The organism is Sphingomonas sp. H160509, from assembly GCF_024124765.2.
In the GTDB taxonomy this organism is placed as follows: Bacteria; Pseudomonadota; Alphaproteobacteria; order Sphingomonadales; family Sphingomonadaceae; genus Sphingomonas.
In genome coordinates this window covers 1,910,001-1,927,799 of sequence record NZ_JAMXSR020000002.1, presented here as the reverse complement: position 1 = coordinate 1,927,799, position 17,799 = coordinate 1,910,001, and the positions used below count along the sequence as shown (strand labels likewise).

The window sequence follows — 17,799 nt, the reverse complement described above, 5'->3', positions numbered from 1 at the left end:
AAGCGACTCCCGACGCGGCACTTATGCCGCGCGCGGCGTCCGCTTGGCTTTCCTGATCCGCGGCTCGACGATCATGTCCGCCGCCGCCTTAATCTCCTGCCGAAGCTCGTCGCGCTTCTCGTGGATCGAGGCGATCACCGGCCCCATCGCCACGCCGAGGTCGACAAGCACCGCCTCGGCCAGTTGCAGCGAGCTCTCCAGCGTCTCCGGCACCGCGTCGGTCACACCGGCGCGGTATAGTTCGGCCGCGTGCGCCGTATCGCGCGCGCGCGCGACGATCGGCAGGTCTGGTGCCAAAGCTCGTACCCGCCGCGCAAGCCGAACCGTCAGTACCGGATCGTCCATCGTCAGGATCAGCGCCATGGCGGTATGCAGCTTCAACCGTTCGACCAGTTCGGGACGGGCGACGTCGCCAAACAATACCGGGTGGCCCAGCGCGCGAGCCTCTTCCACCGAATCGATATCCGCCTCGACGGCGACGTATTTCTGCCCGTGGACGGCCAGCATGTCCGCGACCATGCGGCCAACCCGGCCGAAGCCGATGACGACCGTGCCGGGGCCGTCATCATCGATCTCGATATCGCCAGCATCGGCCGTCGAGCGGCTTTCGAGCTGGCGCGAGACGGTGCGGCCGAGCTTGGCCAGCAATGGGGTGATCGTCAGGCCGATCGCCGTAACGGTCTGCCAGAAGGAGGCCGTCGAAGGGAGGATCAGCTGCGCCTGCGCCGCCGTGGCGAGTACGATCAGCGTGGTCTCCGACGGGCTTCCCATCAGCAGGCCCGTTTCGGCCGCGACCCCGCGCCGCGAATTGGCAACGCGTAGGAACAGGAACGTGACGATCGCCTTGGTCGCCACCACGCCGCTTACCGCGAGCAGCAGCGAAGGCCAGTTCTGCGCGATCAGGCGCAGGTCGAGGCTCATCCCGACGGTGATCAGGAACACGCCGAGCGCGAGGCCCTTGAACGGCGCGGTGATGACCTCGACTTCGCTGTGATACTCGGTCTCCGCGATCAACAGCCCGGCCAGCAGCGCACCAACGATAGGCGACAGTCCGGCGGCCGTTGTCGCGACGCTCGCTACGATCACAACCAGCAGCGACGCGGCAAGGAACAACTCGGGGCTCTTGGTCCGCGCAGCCTGTCCGAACAGCCGGGGCAGGACGATGCGTCCTCCGATATACATCGCGACGACGGTCAGCCCGCCGCGTAGCGCGACACCGGCGATGTTCGACCAGCCGTCCGCACTCGCTGTCGGCGCCAGCGCACCGAGCACGAAGATAATCGGGACGAGCGCCAGATCCTCGAACAACAGCATCGCGAACGCTCCCCGGCCGACCGCGCCGGTAGTGCCGACGAGCGGCAGGACGAGCGCTGTGGATGAGAGAGCAAGTGCGAACCCGAGCCCGATCGCGCCCGCCCATTCCTGGCCGATGAAGTGCAGCGCCGTGCCGATGATCAGCGCCGAGCCGATCAGTTCGGCGGCGCCGGTGCCGAACACCAGCCGCTTCATCGACCATAACCGCTTGAACGAGAGTTCGAGGCCGATCGAGAACAACAGCAGGATGATTCCGAACTCGGCGAACGGTTCGATCGATTCCGGGTTCGAGATGGTCAGGTAATAGAGCCACGGCGCGGAGCCGGTGAGCGAGCCCAAGCCTGCGGGACCGACCAACAGGCCGACCAGGATGAAACCGATGACCGGGCTAACCCGGAACCGTGCGAACGCGGGGATGACGAGCCCGGCCGCGCCGAGAATGACGAGCGCGTCGCTGAAACCTTGATTGTCGAGCCGTAGTGCCATGCGTGCGACCTTAGGGGACGCATGACGGAATTGTCACCTGTGGTGACGTGTGCAGCGGGATACGGCTTTGCGTCCGGTTGACCGTCCTCCGTCATCCTGATTTTCGTCAGGATGACGGGAAAGACAAAACCCCGCCTCCGTTTCCGGGAGCGGGGTGCCAGATCAGGCCCAGTTGGCCATTTCGGTCTCGAGGTTCGAGCGGACCTGCTCGAAGAACTGCTCGGTCGTCATCCAGGGCTGGTCAGGGGCCGATCAGGATCGCGAGATCCTTGGTCATGTGGCCATTCTCGACCGTCTGGACGCAGACGCGCTCGAGCGTCTCGGCGAACTTCGTGACGTCGGGCGTATCGTCGAACTTGCCGCGATACTTGAGGCCACCGGTCCATGCGAAGATCGACGCGATCGGGTTGGTCGACGTCGCCTTGCCCTGCTCGTGCATGCGGAAGTGGCGCGTGACGGTGCCGTGCGCCGCCTCGGCCTCGACCGTCTTGCCGTCCGGAGTCAGCAGGATCGAGGTCATCAGGCCGAGCGACCCGAAGCCCTGTGCGACCTGGTCGGACTGGACGTCGCCGTCATAGTTCTTGCAGGCCCAGACGAACTCGCCGTTCCACTTCAGCGCCGATGCGACCATGTCGTCGATCAGGCGATGCTCGTAGACGATGCCGGCTTCCTTGAACTTGTCCTTGAACTCGGCCTCGAACACCTCGGCGAACAGGTCCTTGAAGCGGCCGTCATAGGCCTTGAGGATCGTGTTCTTGGTCGACAGGTACACCGGCCAATTCAGGTTGAGGCCGTAATGCATCGATGCGCGGGCGAAATCGCGGATCGAATCGTCGAGGTTGTACATCGCCATCGCGACGCCCGCCGACGGGAACTGGAACACCTCGCGGTCGATGACCGTGCCGTCGTCGCCTTCGAAGACGAGACGCAGCTTGCCCGGACCCGGGACCAGATAGTCGGTCGCGCGGTACTGATCGCCGAATGCGTGACGGCCGACGACGATCGGGTGCGTCCAGCCTGGGATCAGGCGGGGGACGTTCTTGATCACGATCGGCTCGCGGAAGATGGTGCCGCCGAGGATGTTGCGGATCGTGCCGTTCGGCGACTTCCACATCTTCTTCAGGCCGAACTCGGTGACGCGCTGCTCGTCGGGCGTGATCGTCGCGCACTTCACCGCGACGCCGTGCTTCTGCGTGGCGAGCGCGCTGTCGATCGTGACCTGGTCGTCGGTCGCGTCGCGATGCTCGACGCCGAGATCGTAATAATCGAGCTGGATGTCGAGATACGGCTTGATCAGGCGCTCGCGGATCCATTCCCAGATGATCCGCGTCATCTCGTCGCCGTCGATCTCCACGATCGGATTCTTTACCTTGATCTTCGCCATGTGCGCGTCCTTCGGGGGAGGGGTTTGAGGAGCGTCTAGGGGAGCATGCCGCGGCGATCAACCGCTGGCCAAGCGTTGGCGCTGTAAGGAAAAGCCGGTTCATCGTTGTATCGCGCGTCGTGCACGGATAGACCCGCGGGTTATGGCATCGCTCGACAAGCCGCCCGTCACGACCTCCACGGTCAAATGGCGATTTCCCGCAGTCCATCCGGAGGGCCACAAATACGTCGCGATCGCGGCCGGCATCACGCTGTTGCTGACCATCGTCAGCCACGTGCTGTTCTGGCCGATGGTCGGCGTCGTGATCTGGGTCGCGACGTTCTTCCGCGATCCGATCCGCACCACGCCACAAGGTGAAGGCCTGATCGTCGCCCCCCGCCGACGGGCTGATCACGATGATCCAGCGCGTGCCGATCCCGCGCGAACTCGCCGGCGAGAACGGTCTCGGGGACGCACCGCTGGTCCGCGTGTCGATCTTCATGTCGGTGTTCGACGTGCACATCAATCGCACGCCGATCGCCGGTACGATCCGCCAAGTCGTCTATATCTCGGGCAAGTTCCTGAACGCGGATCTCGACAAGGCGAGCGACGAGAACGAGCGCCAGCATTTCGTGGTCGAGGACCGCAACGGCATGCGGATCGGCTTCACGCAGATCGCCGGCCTGGTCGCGCGCCGCATCCTCGGCTTCGTGAAGGCCGGTGACATGGTCGCGGTCGGCCAGCGCATCGGCCTGATCCGGTTCGGTAGCCGAGTCGACGTGTACCTGCCCGATCATGTCGTTCCGCAGGTGTGCCTCGGCCAGCGTAGCATCGCGGGCGAGACCGTGCTCGGTCGCGTCGGTGGCGTTCCGGTCGGCGGTATCGCCCAGTGATCGATCGCGATGGTTCGACCGATCCGATCGAAGAGCGAGGCCGCGGGCGGTTCGGTCGCACGCGGCGTGCTCCGCGCGGACTTCCGCTTCGCGCGGTAGCCCCCCAACGCCGTCACCGCGCTTGCGTTGTGCTCGGGCCTGAGTGGCGTACGGTTCGCGATCGGCGGTCAATGGGAAAGCGCCGTCGCGATGATCATGGTCGCGGGCGTGCTTGACGGCCTCGATGGTCGGATTGCCCGGATGCTGCACGGTGAGAGCCGGTTCGGTGCCGAGCTCGATCTCGCTGTCCGACGCGATCTCGTTCGGCGTCGCGCCTGCGTTAATCGTCTATCTCTGGTCATTGACGGCTTTGCCGCGCGTCGGCTGGATCTGCTCGTTGATCCTCGCCGTGTTCTGCGCGCTGCGTCTCGCGCGCTTCAACGCCAAGATCGACGAGAGCCACCAACCGCATAAGTCCGCGGGCTTCCTTACTGGCGTTCCGGCTCCCGCCGGCGCGGGACTCGCGCTGATGCCGATGTTCTTCTGGTTCTGGACCGACGAACCCAAATTCGCGTCGCCATATTTCGTGGCGCCGTGGGTCGCGTTCGTCGCACTGCTGATGGTGTCGAGTATCGCGACCTATTCGTGGAGTTCGGTCAAACTCCGCAGCAACATCCGGTTCGAGGCCATTGCGCTCGTCGTATTGCTCGGCGCCGCAATCGTGAGCGCGCCGTGGCATACGCTCAGCATCATTTGCGTGCTGTACCTGCTCTCGATGCCGTTCAGCATCGCGAGTTACGCCAAGATCAGGCGGCAGCGTTCAAGCGGCGGGCGGGCACCGGAGCCGACGTCGAAGCCCAGCGCCTGACCGCAATCCGGCGCTCCGCAACGGCCAGCGTGCGGAGCGGCTGGAACGCGGGTTCGACGTTGCCCATCGCGAGACGGACGATGCGGTCCCACTGCGGCGCGATCGACGAGACGATCATCATGCCCGCGACCGCGAATGCACCAGCAAAAACCATGAAGCTCAGAACCAACATCACGTCCGCCTTCCTATGAGTTGCGAACAAATTCCTAATATCCGCAAACACTTGGTCAGAAACATCGTTCCACTCGTCGCATTTCGAATCCCGTCATGCCGGGGTGATTCCGCGCCGAGTCGAACATCTGTTCCCCCTCTGAGCCCTTTATGTTCTCATTGCGTTCCACGAGTCAAGCGGGCCTTGTGCGATTGCTTTTCGAATAGAGCCACGCTAAGGGCCGCGCCTCTAACCCCCGCATGGGAGGCATCATAGCCCGGTGCGTCACGGTCATTCGGCCACGACGTCATCCGCTTCCCAGAGGCACAACCGGAAGGATATATCCCTATGGCGGCTCCAGTCGTCTCCATGCAGCAGCTCATCGAAACGGGCGCGCATTTCGGCCACCAGACTCATCGGTGGAACCCCAAGATGAAGCCTTACATCTTCGGTGATCGTAACGGCGTCCACATCCTCGACCTTTCGCAGACCGTGCCGCTGTTCGCGCGCGCGCTCGAATTCGTCTCGTCGGCGGTTGCCGGTGGTGGCAAGGTCCTGTTCGTCGGCACCAAGCGCCAGGCGCAGGAGCCCGTCGCTGACGCAGCGCGTCGTTCGGGCCAGCACTTCGTCAACCATCGGTGGTTGGGCGGCATGCTCACCAACTGGAAGACCATCTCGGGTTCGATCAAGCGTCTCAAGACGCTCGAGGAAATGCTGTCGGGCGACACCGTCGGCCTGACCAAGAAGGAAGTCCTTCAGCTCACCCGCGAGAAGGATAAGCTCGAGCTTTCGCTCGGCGGCATTCGCGACATGGGCGGCATTCCCGACGTGATGTTCGTGATCGACGCGAACAAGGAAGAGCTGGCGATCAAGGAAGCGAACACGCTGGGTATTCCCGTCGTCGCGATCCTCGATCTGAACGTGTCGCCGGACGGCATCGCCTTCCCGGTTCCCGCCAACGACGACGCAGCCCGCGCCATCCGCCTGTACTGCGAGGCGATCGCGATCGCAGCGACGCGCGGCGGCCAGGAGCAGCAGCGCCGTACCGGTGCCGACATCGGCGCGATGGTCGAGCCGCCGAAGGAAGAGGCACTGAGCGCAGAGCCGACCGTCGAGGCTACGGCTGACACGGCACAGGCAACTGCGAATGCCGATACCGCTGCAGAATTCGCAGCCGAGGGTGAGCGCCAGATCGACGCATAAGCGTCGTCGCCGAACCGTCATGCGGGCGGGGTAGGGCGAAAGCTCTGCCTCGCCCGCAACCATATTCAGACCTAAAAAGGATTAGAGACATGGCCGATATCACGGCAGCGATGGTCAAGGATCTGCGCGAGAAGAGCGGCGCGGGCATGATGGATTGCAAGAAGGCGCTGAGCGAGAACGCCGGCGATATGGAGCAGGCAATGGATTGGCTGCGTACCAAGGGGCTCGCAGCCGCCGCCAAGAAGTCCAGCCGTACCGCGGCCGAGGGGCTGGTCGGCGTCGCCGTGTCGGGCACCAAGGGTGCAGCAGTCGAAGTCAATTCGGAGACCGATTTCGTCGCCAAGAACGACCAGTTCCAGTCGTTCGTCCGTGACGTCACGCAGATCGCCCTGGCAACCGGCGGCGACATTGAGGCGCTGAAGTCGCAGGCGATGCCATCGGGCAAGACCGTCGAGGAAGTCCTGACGAACAACGTCGCGACGATCGGCGAGAACCAGTCGCTGCGCCGCTCGCGCACGCTGGAAGTCAGCAAGGGTGCGGTCGTTCCGTACATCCACAACGCGGCCGCTCCCGGCCTCGGCAAGATCGGCGTTCTTGTCGCGCTCGAGTCGGAGGCTTCGGACGAGGTTCTCCAGGCGCTCGGCAAGCAACTCGCGATGCACATCGCAGCCGCGTTCCCGAAGGCGCTCAACGAAGCCGACCTCGACGAGTCCGAGATCGAGCGCGAGCGCGCGATCGCGACCGAGAAGGCCGCCGAGTCGGGCAAGCCTGCCGATATCATCGCCAAGATGGTCGAGGGCGGCATCGCCAAGTACCGCAAGGAGCATGCTCTGGTCAGCCAGCTGTTCGTAATGGACGGCAAGACCAAGATCTCCGACGTCGTCGCCAAGGCCGGCAAGGACGCGGGCGCCGAGATCAAGCTGGTGGACTATGTCCGCTTCCAGCTCGGCGAAGGCATCGAGAAGGAGCAGTCCGACTTCGCAGCCGAGGTTGCTGCTGCTTCGGGCGTGCCACAGGCATAAGCCGACTTGCTCCCTCGCCCCTCCGGGGAGAGGGAAGGGGCCCGCCGCGCTTGCGGTGGGAAGGGTGAGGGGAGTGGTGAGGTCTCGAACCTCACGCCCCCTCATCCGGCCCTGCCGGGCCACCTTCTCCCCCGAGGGGAGAAGGATCGCGGAGCAGCCTTGGTGCTGCTCCGTCATCCCCGCGTAGGCTGGGATCCATATACTGATCCATTGGGACGCTAGCCCATATGGGTTCCCGCCTCCGCGGGAATGACGGTGATCACCCGTTGCACGCGTTTCGCGAACGACGATTTTCCGTCTGATCTCCATCCAGTTTCGATGCACGCGCCGCACAGCGCTTCACAACCCGGGCCTCGCCGCCTAAGGTCCGCGCCGCCCCGCCAATCACAATTCGAGATTTATGACGCCTCCGCGCTACAACCGTATCCTGCTGAAACTGTCGGGCGAAGTCCTGATGGGGCCATCGGGTCTTTCGATCGATCCGACCGTCACCGCGCGCGTCGCGCAGGAGATCGCGGACATCAAGGCGAAGGGCTACGAAATCTGCATCGTCGTCGGTGGTGGCAACATCTTCCGCGGCATGGCGGGCGCGGCACGCGGCATGGACCGCGCGACCGGCGATTACATGGGCATGCTCGCGACCGTGATGAATGCGCTGGCCGTGCAGAACGCGCTCGAGCAGATCGGCGTCGACACGCGCGTCCAGTCGGCGATCCCGATGGCGTCGGTGTGCGAGCCGTTCATCCGCCGCCGGGCCGAGCGTCACCTGGAGAAGGGCCGCGTCGTGATCTTCGCGGCGGGCGTCGGCAGCCCCTATTTCACCACCGATTCGGGCGCCGCGCTGCGTGCTGCCGAGATGAAGTGCGATGCGCTGTTCAAGGGCACTTCGGTCGACGGCGTGTACAACGCCGACCCGAAGACGCACCCCGACGCAGTGCGCTACGAAACGGTCACGTACAGCCGCGTGCTGTCCGACGATCTCAAGGTCATGGACGCGAGCGCGATCGCGCTCTGCCGTGACAACAACATCCCGATCGTCGTCTTCAACATCCGCGAACCCGGCAATCTCGCCGCGGTGTTGGCGGGTGATGGCGTGTCGACGATCGTCCAGAACGAGCAGGAGCTTTAAGATGGCCGCATACGACAAGACCGACCTGGAACGGCGCATGGCGGGTGCCGTCGAAGCGCTGAAGAGCGATCTCGCCGGCCTGCGCACGGGGCGCGCGTCGACTGCGTTGCTCGATCCGGTGATGGTGACGGTGTACGGCTCGTCGATGCCGCTGAACCAGGTCGCGACCGTGTCGGCGCCCGAGCCGCGCATGCTGTCGGTGCAGGTCTGGGACAAGTCGAACGTCGGCCCGACCGACAAGGCGATCCGCTCGGCAGGTCTGGGGCTCAACCCGATCGTCGACGGCCAGACGCTGCGCCTGCCGATTCCGGACCTGACCGAGGAGCGCCGCAAGGAGCTCGCCAAGCTCGCCGGCCAGTATGCCGAGAAGGCGCGCATCGCGGTCCGTAACGTCCGCCGCGACGGGATGGATTCGCTCAAGGTCGACGAGAAGAAGGGCGTGTTCGGCGAAGACGAGCGCAAGCGTCACGAGACCGAAGTGCAGAAGCTGACCGACAGCATCATCGCCGAGCTCGATGCGACCGCGACCGCCAAGGAAAAGGAAATCCTGGGCAAGTGAGATTGCAGGCCTCCTCGGCCGCGCCGCTCGCTGCTGTTCCTGTGGGCGCCGTTCCTGCAGGCGGCGCGGTGCCGCGTCATGTCGCGATCATCATGGACGGCAATGGCCGCTGGGCGAAGAAGCGGTTCCTGCCGCGCTTTGCCGGGCACAAGGCTGGCGTCGAGGCTGTGCGCAAGGTCACGCGGGCCGCGCGCGCGATGGGGATCGAGGCGCTGACGCTGTACGCGTTCTCGTCTGAGAACTGGCGGCGTCCGGCCGAGGAGGTCAGCGATTTGATGGGGTTGTTGCGGCATTTCATCCGCAGTGACCTCGACGAACTCGCGCGCGAGAACGTCCGGTTGCGGGTAATTGGCGATTACCACAGCTTTTCGCCCGATCTGGTGGCGATGGTCGATGATGCGATTGCGCGGACTGCGGGGAATACCGGGCCGATTTTGGCGATCGCGCTGAATTACGGCGCGCATGCCGAGTTGGTGACGGCCGCGCGGCGTCTGGCGGAGCGGGCGCGCGATGGTGCGCTGGATCCGGCGAGCATCGACGAGGCGATGATTGAGGCGGAACTCGACACGCACGATCTGCCGCCGCTGGATTTGATGATCCGGACGTCGGGCGAGCAGCGCTTGTCGAACTTCCTGTTGTGGCAGGCGGCGTATGCGGAACTGCTGTTCGTCGACACGCTCTGGCCCGACTTTGACGCGGCCGCGCTCGCCGAAGCGGTCGCGGCGTTTGGTCAGCGTCAGCGCCGCTACGGTGGTCTGTGAACCTCACCGACCCTGAAAAGGCGCCCGATCAGGCGTTGCGCACGCCGTCCAATCTCCAGCTCCGCATGATCGCCAGCGTTGGCATGATCGCGGTGGCGAGTCTTGCGCTGACGCTCGGTGGGATCGCGTTCTGGGTGCTGGGCGTGGTCGCGGCGCTGTTCATGATGGCGGAATGGTCGATGCTCCAGGGCGCCGACGCGAAGACCAAGCGGATGACTCAGTTCGCGCTCTCGGTGCCGCTCGCGCTGATGGCGCCGGCGTCGCTGGTTCTCGTGATCCATGATTTCTTCACGCTGGGGCTGCTTGTGGGGGCGGCGTTCTTCGTCGTCATCACGACTCGCAAACCCAAGCTGGCGCTGGGCATCATCTACTGCGGTCTCCCCGTGTTCGCGTTGATGATCATCCGGCGGCAGGACGAGGGCATTCTCTTCACGCTGTGGGCACTGTCGCTGGTGTGGGCATGCGATATCGGCGCGTTCTTCACCGGGCGCACGCTGGGCGGTCCCAAGCTTGCGCCGGTGATCAGTCCTAACAAGACGTGGTCGGGACTTATTGGCGGTGTCGTGCTCGCGAGCGCGGTCGCGGCGGTGCTGCACACGCAATATGGCCTGCCGATGCGGATGACACTGGCGACGCCGGTACTCGCCGCGCTCGCGCAGATGGGCGATCTCTACGAGAGTTGGTTGAAGAGAGTGGCGGGTGTGAAGGACAGCGGCAATATCCTGCCCGGCCATGGCGGCGTGATGGATCGCCTCGACGGCCTGGTCCCGGTCGCGCCGGTCGCGGCGTTCCTCGTCCTGTTGCCGCACTTCTACGCATGAAGAGCGTCACGATTTTGGGGGCTACCGGCTCGGTCGGCACCTCGACGCTCGACCTGATCGAGCGGGAGCCCGACCGGTTTCGCGTCGTTGCTCTAACCGCGAACTGCGACGTGGCGAAGCTTGCTGCGGCCGCGATACGGACTAAGGCCGAGTTTGCAGTCGTTGCCGATGAGGGGTGTCTCCCCGAACTTCGCGAGGCGCTCGACGGCACGGGTATCCGTGCGGGCGGGGGTGCCGGGGCGATTGCCGAGGCGGCGTCTTCGGGTGCGGACTGGACGATGGGCGCGATCGTCGGCTGCGCGGGGCTGAAGCCCGTGATGGCTGCGATCGAGCAGGGCGGCACCGTGGTCATCGCCAACAAGGAGCCACTAGTATCCGCCGGTGACGTGATCCTCGCCGCTGCCGAGCGGACTGGCGCGACGCTGTTACCGGCAGATTCCGAGCACAACGCCATCTTCCAGTGTTTCGACGCAACCCGTCCAGAACGTGTCCGCCGGATCATCCTGACGTGCAGCGGCGGGCCGTTCCGCGACTGGACGGCCGAGCAGATGCGCGGCGTCACGCTCGAACAGGCGGTCAAACATCCCAACTGGTCGATGGGTGCGAAGATCTCGGTCGATTCGGCGACCTGCATGAACAAGGGCCTCGAACTGATCGAGGCCGCGCGGCTGTTTCCGATTGCGCACGACCGGATCGAGATCGTCATTCATCCGCAGTCGGTGATCCACAGCCTGGTCGATCATGTCGACGGGTCGGTGCTGGCGCAATTGGGGCCCCCTGACATGCGGACGCCGATTGCACATACGCTGGCCTGGCCGGACCGGATGGCGACGCCCATGGCGCCGCTCGATCTCGTCGCGATCGGCCGACTCGACTTCGAGGCACCCGATCCCGTCCGCTTCCCGGCGTTGCGGCTGGCACGCGAGGCGCTCGACGCAGGTGGCGCGCGGCCGGCAATTCTCAATGCCGCCAACGAGGTAGCGGTCGAGGCATTCCTGCAACGCCGGATCGGCTTCCTCGAAATTGCCGCAATCGTCGAACATACGTTGTCGTGTTATGACCCGGCCGCGCCGGACAGCGTCGATGCCGTGCTGGCGATCGATGCCGAGGCGCGGATCTTGGCCGGCGAGCGTGTGAAGGATTACGCGGTTTGATCGAAACACCCGGTGTCCTGCTGACCATATTGTCGTTCGCCGCAGTGATCGGCCCCCTCGTGTTCGTGCACGAGATGGGACATTATCTCGCTGGGCGCATTTTTGGAATCAAGGCGGACGCCTTCGCGATTGGCTTCGGCCACGAGATCGCGGGCTTTACCGATAAGCGCGGCACGCGGTGGAAGTTCGGTTGGCTGCCGCTTGGCGGTTACGTGAAGTTCGCCGGCGACATGAACCCGGCCAGTCAGCCCTCGGCCGAGTGGCTGTCACTACCTGCCGACGAGCGTCAGCGTACGTTCCAATCGAAGCCGGTGTGGCAGCGCGCGATCGTCGTCGCAGCCGGCCCGGTCGTCAATTTCGTCGTCGCGATCCTGATCCTTGCCGGCTTCGCTTTCGCCTATGGCGACATCCGCATGCCGCCGATCGTCGGCGGCACCGTTCCAGGCAGCGCAGCCGCCGCGGCCGGCCTCCAGACTGGCGACCGGATCATTGGCATTGGTGGCCGCTCGGTCGAGACATTCGACGATATGGCGCGCTATGCCCGCATCCGCGCCGGCGAGCGGACCCGGATCGACGCGGTTCGCGGTGACCGGACGCTGTCGCGTGACATCGTCATCGGTACCGAGCTCCAGCGCGATCGTTTCGGTAACGAATATCGAATCGGTCGCTTAGGCATCGCCGGCAGCAAGCCGATCGTCGTCCCCGTCAGCCTGGTCGAGGCGCCGGTCATCGCGGTAAAGCGGACCGGCGAGATCGTCTCCATGATGGTCGAGACGTTGGGGCAGGTCATCACCGGACGCCGTTCGGTCAAGGAACTCGGCGGACCGCTTAGCATCGCCAAGGTCTCGGGCGAGCAGATGTCGTTAGGCCTCGACGCCTATGTCTTCCTGATCGCACTCGTGTCGATCAATCTGGGGTTCATCAATCTGCTGCCAGTGCCGATGCTCGATGGAGGCCATTTGTTCTTCTATGCGATCGAAGCGGTGCGCAGGCGCCCGGTCGAGCCGCAGGTTCAGGAATGGGCGTTTCGTGGCGGTCTTGCGGCAATCCTCGCGCTGATGTTGCTCGTGACCTTCAACGATCTTGGCAATTTTGGGCTCTGGAAGAACTTGGCCGGCTTGATCGGCTGACGACGATAGGGCAGGGCGGGCGCGCCTTGTATGTGCACGTTTTTAAGGTGGGTTTGGTGACAGCGATCAACGGTTACGATTTCGCGCGTAAGGGCGCCCTGCTGCTTGCAGGAACGATCCTGTCGGGCGTTCCCGCCTTCGCGCAGACGGCACCCGCCGCCTCGCCTTCCGCTGGGCCTTCAACTGCGCCCGCCGGAACGGCAACGCGGAACGGTGCGGCGCGAGTCGCTTCGCCGGTTGTAACGCCCGTCGGCGCACCGGTATCCGTGCGGACGATAAAGACTTTGCGCGTCGAGGGATCGCAGCGCATCGAGGGCGAGACAGTGCTCAGCTATACCAAGCTGCGCGTCGGCATCCCCTACACTGCCGAGACGCTCGATCAGGCCCTGAAGGATCTCCAGGCCAGCGACCTGTTCGCGGATTACTCGATCGCTGGTGTCGAGGACGGCAACATCGTTCTCCGCGTGCGCGAGAACCCGATCATCAACCGCGTGATCATCGAGGGCAACAAGGCGCTGAAAAGCGACAAGATCACCAAGGAGATCAAGCTCGCGCCACGCCAGATCTTCACGCGCACCGCCGTCCGCCAGGATATCGCGCGGATCATCGAGCTGTATCGTCGCCAGGGCCGCTTCGCCGCGGTGATCGATCCGAAGATGGTCAACCTCGACCAGAACCGCGTGGATGTGGTGTTCGAGATCAGCGAAGGGCCGAAGTCGAAGGTCCGCCAGATCAACATCCTCGGCAACGAGGTGTTCTCCGACGACCAGATTCGCGGCCAGATGGCAACCAAGCAGTCGCGCCTGTTCCGCCTGCTGTCGTCGGCGACCAGCTACGATCAGGATCGTCTGTCCTACGATCAGCAGAAGCTCCGCCAGTTCTACCTGACGCAGGGCTATGCCGATTTCCGCGTGACGTCGGCTGTCGCCGAGCTGACGCCGGACAAGAAGGACTTCATCATCACGTACGTGGTGGAGGAGGGCAAGCGCTACAAGTTCGGTGATGTCACCGTCGACAGCCAGATCCGCGACTTCGACAACACCAAGCTGGCGGCCACGCTGCCACTGAAGAAGGGCGACTGGTACAACGCCAAGCTGGTCGAGGACTCGGTCGACAACCTTAGCCAGACCGCGGGCCTGTTCGGTTACGCGTTCACCGAGGTGAACCCGGAGTTCCAGAAGGACGCCGAAACGCTGACGATGGGGATTAATTTCAACATCGCCGAAGCCAAGCGTACCTATGTCGAGCGGATCGACATCAACGGCAACACCCAGACGCAGGACAAGGTCGTGCGTCGCGAGATCCGTCTGGCCGAGGGCGACGCGTTCAACAGCTTCCAGGTGAAGCGTTCGCAGGACCGCATCAACTCGTTGGGGTATTTCGCCGACAAGATGGAGATCAAGCAGCTCCCGGGGTCCGCGCCCGACCGCGTGATCCTCGAAACCAACCTCGAAGAGAAGTCGACCGGCGAGCTGCAGCTGTCGGCCGGCTATTCGAGCCTCGAACGCTTCATCATCCAGGCGAACATCACGCAGCGCAACTTCCGCGGCAAGGGCCAGGAACTGCGCGCGGGCGTCAACTATTCGAGCTACTCGAAGTCGATCGAGCTGGGCTTCACCGAGCCGTATCTGTTCGACAAGAACATCGCAGTCGGTGGCGACATCTTCCGCCGCGACTATAACTCGTTCAACTATGTCGGTAACGATCGTCAGACCAACTATTCGCAGGTCTCGACCGGCTTCCAGCTTCGTGCCGGCGTGCCATTGACTGAATTTTGGTCGCTTTCGGCACGCTATGGTCTGTCGTACGACGAGGTTAGCCTCGATAGCCAATATCTGAACGCAAACGGTTCGTGTAACCTCGAAGTGGCGGGTCGATATCTGTGCGAAGCGATCGGTAATCGTTGGACGTCCTCGGTCGGCTACTCGATCAGCCGAGACACGTTGAACAGCCGCCTTCGTCCTACCGCTGGGTCACGTTTTTCGTTCAGCCAGGATTTTGCTGGGCTGGGTGGGGACGTGAAATATCTGCGCACGCGACTCGAGGGCTCGAAATATGCGAACCTCGGGAGCGGTTTTATCGGATCGATCGTCGCAGAAGGCGGGTACATCCATCCTCTCGAGAGCAGCCCAGGCCCCGGTCGGGACCCGATCCGTATCACCGATCGCTTCTATCTCGGTGAGCCACAGTTCCGCGGCTTCGACATTCGAGGCGTAGGCCCCCGTGTGTTGCGCGCCGGCTACGTGATCGCCGCCGATGGCTCGCAGTCGGTCCAGACCGATCGCGACCAGATCCAGGACGATGCACTCGGTGGTCGTGCCTATTACCTTGCGCGTGCCGAAATCGAGATCCCGTTGGGATCCGGTGCACGCGAACTCGGTCTGAGGCCGTCGATCTACGCACAGGTCGGTAGCCTGTTCGGTATCAAGAAGCCGCTTCCGACTTTCAATTATGATCAGGCTAAAAGCGCGGCCGGTGCGTTGCTGTTCAACGCGGATGGTTCACCGACGTTGCTGCAAAACCAGTATAAGGACGGCGGGAATAATCCGCTCTACTTGACGCCGGAGGTTGCGGCGACTGCGACGACGCCGGGCATAGCATCTGTTCAGACGATCTGCCCCGTAGGCGTGATAGCCGCTGGGGCGACGACCTGTTCTGGTACGACCGCCAATGCACGGTATCTCAACCCGAACATCTATCAGGAAACGTTCCTTGGAAATTCGGCCAAGCCGCGTCTCTCGGTAGGTATCGGTGTCAACTGGAACTCGCCATTCGGTCCGCTGCGGATCGATCTCGCCAAAGCCTTGCTCACCCAGAAGGGTGACGACCCCAAGCTTATTACTTTCAACGTAGGGACACAGTTCTGATGACGACGTTCAAGACGCTTCTCCTCGCCGCAGCGCTCGTTGCGCCTGCCGCCATGACCGCAACCGCCGCCGATGCACAGGTTTCGGGCATCGCCGTCGCCGACGCGCAGGGTGCGATCGCCAACTCGAAGGCCTGGAACGCCGCGCGCGCCCAGATCGAGACGACCTACAAGGCCCAGCTCGACCAGGCCGAGACGCGCCGCCAGGCCGTGGCTCGCGAGCTCCAGCCGCTGGTCACCGCGTTCCAGACCGCACAGCGTGCGCCGGGCGCGACCGACGCGTCGCTTCGTCCGCAGGCTCAGGCGATCCAGACGCGTGAGACCGCGGCGAACCAGGAACTCGCTCGCCTGACGCAGCCCGCTCAGCGCGCGCAGCAATACGCGATCGAGCAGATCCAGGCGAAGCTCAGCGACGCCGTGACGGCGGCAGTTCGTGCCAAGAACGTCAGCCTGTTGCTCCGTCCCGAGGCCGCGCTGTTCGCGCAGCCGACTGCCGACATCACGCCTGCGATCACGACCGAACTCGACCGTCTCGTGCCGTCGGTCAGCACCGCAGTGCCGGCAAACTGGCAGCCGAACCAGCAGGGTGGTCAGCAGCAGCAGGGCGCTGCGCCGGCTCCAGCAGGTCGTGCGCCTGCCGCTACCCGCACCCCGCAGGGTCGTTAAGCCACACCGATGACCGAGACTGTGAACGACACGGCCAAGACGAGCTTGGGTCCGCTCGATATCGGGCGCGTCATGGCCGCGTTGCCGCATCGCTATCCGTTGCTGCTGGTCGATCGTGTCGAGGGATCTGATCCTCGACACATCGATCACCGCGATCAAGGCGGTATCGATGAACGAGCAGTTCTTCCAGGGGGCATTTCCCTGGGCGGCCGATCATGCCGGGCGTGCTGATCATCGAGGCGATGGCGCAGGCGGCGGGGATTCTCGCCGTCGAATCGCTGGGTCTCGCGGGCTCGGGCAAGCTCGTCTATTTCATGGCGATCGACGGGGCCAAGTTCCGCAAGCCGGTCGAGCCGGGCGTGTTGCTCAAGCTCGAAGTGACGTTCGTCCAGAAGCGCAGTTCGGTGTGCAAGTTCGCCGGCCGCGCGCTGGTCGACGGACAGTTGGTGGCTGAGGCGAACTTCACGGCGATGATCGCCGACCCGCCGAAAGCCTGATGTGGGGCTTTAGCCTCGCATTGTTGTAAATTCGGGCGCGTCCGTGTACGGGCGCGCCTTCCTTTTCAGGCTGGTCGGAACCAGCCACATACGGAGAATTCCCATGAAGGCCGATACGCACCCCGATTATCACATGATCACCGTCCAGATGACCGATGGCAGCAAGTACCAGACTCGCACCACCTGGGGTAAGGGAAGGCGATGTGATGACGCTCGAGATCGATCCGCTCGCGCATCCCGCATGGACCGGTGGCCGTGGCACGATGCTCGATACGGGCGGCCAGGTGGCGCGCTTCAACAAGCGTTTCGGTGGCGGTCTCACGCTCCGTAAGTAAGCTAAAGCCCCGGAATGGATTGATACTAATTCATTCCGGGGCTTTTTATTAAGACGGCGTTAGGGATCGACGGTTAAATTTGGGCTCGCAAGGACGAGGACCCTATGTTCGCCGCCGACTTCGAACCCGCAGAGCGCAAGTCCCGGCGCAGCGCCCTTCGCGCTCCCGTTTCGCTCGATGTCCGGATCGGCAAGACCGGCCGCACACTTTGCAGAGTGATCGATATCTCGATCCACGGTGCACGACTCCAAACCTATTCGGCGCTCAAGCGCGGCACCAGCATCTGGCTCAACCTTCCGCAAGTCGGGCAGGTCGTCGCCGAAGTGATGTGGGCCGATGACTACACGGCAGGTTGCAAGTTCCACACTCCCCTTCCGGCGACCGTATTCGAAGCGCTGGTCGCTACGGCGTCCTCAAGCTGACGCGTTGCCGAGTGGACGTGCCGCCGTCCGCCGCATTTCTCCTCACGTCTCCTCACGAAACTTTCATTCAGATTGAAGCCCGCCGCTCGATCGGTTTGCCCCGTTGGGGAAGGGGGGCGGCTCGACGCCCTGCTGGTCTGCATTGGCAAGGTCAGCCTTCGTCCGGAACGCGCTCGTGGC

Annotated in this window: 13 protein-coding genes and 5 pseudogenes; 15 read left to right on the top strand and 3 right to left on the bottom strand. The window is 63.9% G+C overall.

Features of this window, described 5'->3' with window-relative positions; translation table 11 throughout:
- Positions 1 to 21 precede the first annotated feature (21 nt).
- Both NHF48_RS11095 and NHF48_RS11090 read right to left on the bottom strand, forming a co-directional pair.
- Positions 22 to 1,800: a cation:proton antiporter domain-containing protein gene (locus tag NHF48_RS11095; protein ID WP_253071139.1), complete on the bottom strand. Its 1,779-nt coding sequence runs from the start codon at positions 1,798 to 1,800 to the stop codon at positions 22 to 24.
- A gap of 162 nt (positions 1,801 to 1,962) precedes the next feature.
- Positions 1,963 to 3,184, bottom strand: a pseudogene (locus NHF48_RS11090) (NADP-dependent isocitrate dehydrogenase).
- 142 nt (positions 3,185 to 3,326) lie between these two features.
- Here NHF48_RS11090 and NHF48_RS11085 point away from each other — a divergent pair.
- Both NHF48_RS11085 and NHF48_RS11080 read left to right on the top strand, forming a co-directional pair.
- Positions 3,327 to 4,056 (top strand): annotated as a pseudogene (locus NHF48_RS11085) (phosphatidylserine decarboxylase).
- A gap of 26 nt (positions 4,057 to 4,082) precedes the next feature.
- Positions 4,083 to 4,903 (top strand): annotated as a pseudogene (locus NHF48_RS11080) (CDP-alcohol phosphatidyltransferase family protein).
- Here the strand turns inward: NHF48_RS11080 and NHF48_RS11075 are convergent.
- Positions 4,842 to 5,075: a hypothetical protein gene (locus NHF48_RS11075; RefSeq protein ID WP_253071138.1), complete on the bottom strand. Its 234-nt coding sequence runs from the start codon at positions 5,073 to 5,075 to the stop codon at positions 4,842 to 4,844. The pseudogene NHF48_RS11080 and the gene NHF48_RS11075 sit on opposite strands and share 62 nt — an antisense overlap.
- Before the next feature lie 327 nt (positions 5,076 to 5,402).
- Here NHF48_RS11075 and rpsB point away from each other — a divergent pair, with 327 nt between their 5' ends.
- From rpsB to NHF48_RS11010, 13 genes and pseudogenes are all read left to right on the top strand, one after another.
- Positions 5,403 to 6,257, top strand: a complete 855-nt coding sequence (gene rpsB, locus NHF48_RS11070) for a 30S ribosomal protein S2 (protein WP_253071137.1) — start codon at positions 5,403 to 5,405, stop codon at positions 6,255 to 6,257.
- Between the two features lie 89 nt (positions 6,258 to 6,346).
- Positions 6,347 to 7,279, top strand: a complete 933-nt coding sequence (gene tsf, locus NHF48_RS11065; protein ID WP_056055945.1) for a translation elongation factor Ts — start codon at positions 6,347 to 6,349, stop codon at positions 7,277 to 7,279.
- A gap of 400 nt (positions 7,280 to 7,679) precedes the next feature.
- Complete coding sequence (gene pyrH / locus NHF48_RS11060) at positions 7,680 to 8,408, top strand: UMP kinase (protein ID WP_056066004.1); 729 nt, start codon at positions 7,680 to 7,682, stop codon at positions 8,406 to 8,408.
- A gap of 1 nt (position 8,409) precedes the next feature.
- A complete protein-coding gene (frr, locus tag NHF48_RS11055; RefSeq protein ID WP_056055952.1) occupies positions 8,410 to 8,967 on the top strand; it encodes a ribosome recycling factor in 558 nt (185 codons plus the stop codon).
- A gap of 2 nt (positions 8,968 to 8,969) precedes the next feature.
- On the top strand, positions 8,970 to 9,728 hold the full coding sequence (locus NHF48_RS11050) for an isoprenyl transferase (RefSeq protein ID WP_274705135.1): 759 nt from the start codon (positions 8,970 to 8,972) through the stop codon (positions 9,726 to 9,728).
- A 65-nt stretch (positions 9,729 to 9,793) separates the two neighbouring features.
- The gene (locus NHF48_RS11045) at positions 9,794 to 10,549 is read left to right on the top strand and encodes a phosphatidate cytidylyltransferase (protein ID WP_253072404.1); all 756 of its coding nucleotides are present in this window, start codon (positions 9,794 to 9,796) and stop codon (positions 10,547 to 10,549) included.
- Positions 10,546 to 11,703, top strand: a complete 1,158-nt coding sequence (locus tag NHF48_RS11040; RefSeq protein WP_253071136.1) for a 1-deoxy-D-xylulose-5-phosphate reductoisomerase — start codon at positions 10,546 to 10,548, stop codon at positions 11,701 to 11,703. Before NHF48_RS11045 ends, NHF48_RS11040 begins: the two co-directional genes overlap by 4 nt.
- Positions 11,700 to 12,833: an RIP metalloprotease RseP gene (gene rseP / locus NHF48_RS11035; RefSeq protein ID WP_253071135.1), complete on the top strand. Its 1,134-nt coding sequence runs from the start codon at positions 11,700 to 11,702 to the stop codon at positions 12,831 to 12,833. Before NHF48_RS11040 ends, rseP begins: the two co-directional genes overlap by 4 nt.
- Positions 12,834 to 12,886: 53 nt before the next feature.
- Positions 12,887 to 15,700, top strand: coding sequence for an outer membrane protein assembly factor BamA (bamA, locus tag NHF48_RS11030; RefSeq protein WP_253072403.1), 2,814 nt, complete (start codon positions 12,887 to 12,889; stop codon positions 15,698 to 15,700).
- Positions 15,700 to 16,365, top strand: a complete 666-nt coding sequence (locus NHF48_RS11025) for an OmpH family outer membrane protein (protein ID WP_056066013.1) — start codon at positions 15,700 to 15,702, stop codon at positions 16,363 to 16,365. The genes bamA and NHF48_RS11025 overlap by 1 nt, the downstream gene beginning before the upstream one ends.
- A 9-nt stretch (positions 16,366 to 16,374) precedes the next feature.
- A pseudogene (gene fabZ / locus NHF48_RS11020) lies at positions 16,375 to 16,862 on the top strand (3-hydroxyacyl-ACP dehydratase FabZ).
- A gap of 103 nt (positions 16,863 to 16,965) precedes the next feature.
- Positions 16,966 to 17,197: pseudogene (rpmE, locus tag NHF48_RS11015) on the top strand (50S ribosomal protein L31).
- A gap of 104 nt (positions 17,198 to 17,301) precedes the next feature.
- Positions 17,302 to 17,619, top strand: coding sequence for a PilZ domain-containing protein (locus tag NHF48_RS11010; protein ID WP_253071134.1), 318 nt, complete (start codon positions 17,302 to 17,304; stop codon positions 17,617 to 17,619).
- Positions 17,620 to 17,799: the final 180 nt, after the last annotated feature.